The sequence below is a fragment of the Streptomyces sp. NPDC060198 genome (assembly GCF_042728415.1).
Lineage (GTDB): Bacteria > Actinomycetota > Actinomycetes > Streptomycetales > Streptomycetaceae > Streptomyces.
In genome coordinates this window covers 1-3664 of record NZ_JBHWZJ010000539.1, presented here as the reverse complement: position 1 = coordinate 3664, position 3664 = coordinate 1, and the positions used below count along the sequence as shown (strand labels likewise).

The 3664-nt window shown below is 73.6% G+C and carries 3 protein-coding genes; all 3 read left to right on the top strand.

Annotation, left to right across the window (positions count from 1 at the left end; all coding sequences use genetic code 11):
* The first annotated feature begins 263 nt into the window (after nucleotides 1-263).
* Nucleotides 264-1091, top strand: coding sequence for a MurR/RpiR family transcriptional regulator (locus tag ACFWEP_RS33060; protein WP_387375752.1), 828 nt, complete (start codon nucleotides 264-266; stop codon nucleotides 1089-1091).
* Between the two features lie 66 nt (nucleotides 1092-1157).
* On the top strand, nucleotides 1158-2843 hold the full coding sequence (locus ACFWEP_RS33055) for a serine/threonine-protein kinase (protein WP_387375750.1): 1686 nt from the start codon (nucleotides 1158-1160) through the stop codon (nucleotides 2841-2843).
* A 130-nt stretch (nucleotides 2844-2973) separates the two neighbouring features.
* Nucleotides 2974-3543 (top strand): hypothetical protein, encoded by a 570-nt coding sequence (locus ACFWEP_RS33050; RefSeq protein ID WP_387375748.1) that lies wholly within the window; start codon nucleotides 2974-2976, stop codon nucleotides 3541-3543.
* Nucleotides 3544-3664 lie beyond the last annotated feature (121 nt).

Here is a 3664-nt window from a genome sequence, read left to right as displayed (position 1 = left end):
GGGTTCACACCGGCCGGCCGTCGGCGCTCTCCGGTCCGGGGCGGGTCCACGCCACCACCCCGGAGCCCCGGCGCACGTACGCCGTATACGCGCCGCTCGCCCGCCGAGCCGATCTCCGCCGTGCTCCTCCCCGTCCACAGCTCCCCTGTATATGGACATGCAGTCCGCTTGCTGGCTGAATGGACGGGACGGCGCAGATCGCGACGGCGACGGACGTGCGGAGGCAGGGCATGGGCGGGAGCGGACCCACCCCTACGGCAGGGCTGCAGCGGCTCTTCGAGGGACGGCGGCTCACTCCGACCCAACGCCGGATCGCCGCCTCCCTGGTCCGCCGGGCCGCCGACGCCCCCTTCCTCTCCAGCGTCGAACTCGCCGAGCTGGCCGGGGTCAGCCAGCCCTCCGTCACCCGGTTCGCCGTCGCGCTCGGCTTCGACGGGTACCCCTCGCTCCGGCGGCACCTGCGGGAGACCGGACCCGCCGACGCGGGCCGGGAGGCGGGCGCCGAGAACCCGTACGCGTTCAACGCCTACCAGCAGGCCGTCCACGCCGAGATCGAGAACCTGCGCCACCTCTCCGAACTCCTCGCCGACCCGGAGCCCGTGGAGCGGGCCGGGCGGCTGCTGGCCGCGTCGACCCCGCTGCCGGTGCTCGGACTGCGCGCCGCTTCCTCGCAGGCCCGGGGGTTCGGCTACTTCGCCGCGAAGGTGCACCCCGACGTCCGGGTGTTCGACGAGGGCGGCTCGATGCTGCGCGACCGCATCGACGCGGCCCGCCGGGCGGGCGCCGAGGTGCTCCTCTGCTTCGCGCTGCCCCGCCACCCGAGAGAGACCCTGGACGCGCTCGGCCACGCCCGGGACCAGGGGCTCACCACGGTGACCGTGGCCGACTCCGTGTTCGCCCCGGTCGCCGCACTCAGCGACCTGCTCATCCCCGCCCCGGTCGGCACCGGCCTCGCCTTCGACACCGCCTGCGCCCCGATGCTGCTCGGCCGGGTCCTGCTGGAGGCCATGTGCGACGGGCTGCCGGACGCGCAGGCCCGGCTGGAAGCCTTCGACGCACGGGCGGCGGCGCGGGGGCTGTTCGTGGAGTAGCGGTGCGGTGCACGGTGATGACGCCGTAGAGCCCCGAACTCGCCTCTCCTCGGGCATGATTCGTCCATGACGACGGGGGCGGGTCCGCAAGCGGACGCGGCGAGCGGGCGGTTGGTCGGCAACAGGTACCGACTGATCGAGCGCCTCGGCGCGGGCGGTATGGGAACGGTCTGGAGGGGCCGGGACGTCCTGGTCGAGCGCGAAGTGGCCGTCAAAGAGGCGAACGTCGCCGGCCGGCCCGGTCACGTCGAGCGCATCCTGCGGGAGGCGCGTGCGGCGGCGCGCGTGAATCATCCGGCCGCCGTGACGGTTCACGACATCGTCATCGAGGACGGCCACCCGTGGATCGTCATGGAGTTGGTGCACGGAGAGTCCCTCGCGGAACTGCTCCGGCGGAAGTCGCCCCTCCCGGAGACCGAGGCGGCACGGATCGCCCTGTCGGTCGCTGAGGCACTGGCCGCCGCGCATGACCGCGGGGTGCTGCACCGCGACGTCAAACCCGCCAACGTCCTTCTCGGTCCCGCAGGACGCGTGGTGCTGACCGACTTCGGTATCGCCCACATCGAGGGTGAGGAGCCGCTGACCCGGACGGGCGAGTTCGTCGGATCGCTCGCCTTCACGGCACCCGAGCGGATGGAGGGGCACCGGCCCGGCTCCGCTGCGGACCTGTGGTCGCTCGGCGTGCTGATCTTCGTGATGGTGGAGGGGTACTCGCCCTTCCAGCGGGATTCGGTCCCGGCCACCATCTCGGCGGTGCTGGACGAGAATCCGAGGCTGTCGAGGGTCGCCCGGCTGGCGGGCCTCGTCGAGAAGCTGCTGGCCAAGGACCCGGGTGACCGGCCGCCGGTCGAGCGGGTGGTCGCCGTACTCGGCGCGGTGGCGGGCGGGAAGCCGGACCGCGTACCGGTGACGGAGGCCACCGAAGCCGCCGTGGCGGAGGCGCCCGAAGCGGCCGTGACGGCGGCGTCGGCCGAAGCGGCCGTGGCGGAGGCGTCCGAAGCGGCCGTGGCGGAGGCGTCGGCCGAAGCGGCCACGACAGTGGCGCCGGCCGAGGTCGTCATGACGGAAGAGGCCGGCACGCCGGGAGTGACCGGGGTGCCTCGGGGCCGGGGTGAAGCGGCAGGAGAAACCCGAGCGCCGCGTGACCCCGGCCGGATGCGTCCGTGGTCCGTGGTGCTGACCGTCGGCCTGCTCGGTGCCCTGGCCTGGGGCATCATCCACCTGACCGGAGACGGCAACAAGGAGCCGGGGCCGGCTGCGCGGCCCACGTCCTCCTCCACGCGAAGTACGGCGCCGCAGGACACGGCAGGCTATACGCGTGTCCAGGAGCCCGAGTTCTCGCTCGAGGTGCCTGCGGGGTGGAAGCGGCACTCCAGGAATGCCGAGGGACAGTACCGCTACACCGCGGGGGACTTCGAGTTGATCGTCGGTCCCGGCCGGGACGCCGGGGGAGCCGGAGCCGCCGGGCTCATCGACTATCAGGGAAAGACCGAGCCCGAACTGGCTCCCTTCCGGGAATCGGAATGGGCGAGCATCTCCGGTCTCGGCCGGACCGAAGTCGACGGTCACCAGGCGGCCAGGGGCGCCTACTCCTGGACGACCGAGGACGGACGGAACATCTACGCGGAGAACCTCGTCATGCTCGTCGTCGGAGACCGCTACGACATCGTGCAGTTCCGTGGGCCCGAGGGGAATCGCGAGGACATCACCCGGTTCTACGCTCAGGCGGTCGCGTCCTACACGCCGCGCTGATGCTCCCCGCATCCCGCGGCCGTCCGATTTCTTCGCCCGATTTCTCAGACGGGACTCAGATACACCCACTAGTCTCCGCGCCCAGAGGAACCGGCCGAGGCGCCGGGAACACGCGGAGAGGGGTACGGACATGGGGCGCGGAGCACAGTCGTTGGCGAGGGTGGCCGTGATCGTGCGGGCCGGGGCCGCACCCCTGTGGTGGCCGGGGCTCCTGGTGGTCGTCGTGGGGGCGCTCGTCCCCGCCGGGACGGGGCGCCGGATCGGGCTGCTCGCGGGCGCGGCGCTCTTCGTCGTCACGCTCGCGGTGGTGGCGACGGCCGGGGTCAAGCGGTACGCGGAGCTGGGCAAGGGCGCCGCCCGGGCGGGGCGCACCGACGTGCTCCAGGACCGGGCCGTGACGTTGCGCAACTGGCGGCGGACGTACCGGTGGTGGCTGCTCGGCGCCTTCCTGGTCGCCCTGGGCGCCGGCTTCCTGCTGCCGGGGGCCGGCGGGATGGTGCTGGCCGGGGCGGGCGCGGGGCTGTGGCTGCGGGCGTCGCGCATCGGGCGGCTCGAACAGCGCGAGGACGTCCTCTACTGGGTGCGTACGGACTGGGTGAAGCGCGGCCGGGCGGCCGGCAAGCAGGTGAAGGCGTACCGGACGACCGGACCGGTGGCGGGCGACGCGCGGGCGGGCGGTCGGCGGCGCGTCGCCGTGTGAGACTGACCCGACGTGACCTGGCCCGGCGCGGCCTGACCTGGCCCGGCCTGACGTGACCCGGCGCCCGCCCCGTCGCGGACGCCGGCACACGAACGCGCCGCTGCCGCCCGTCCTGCGACGA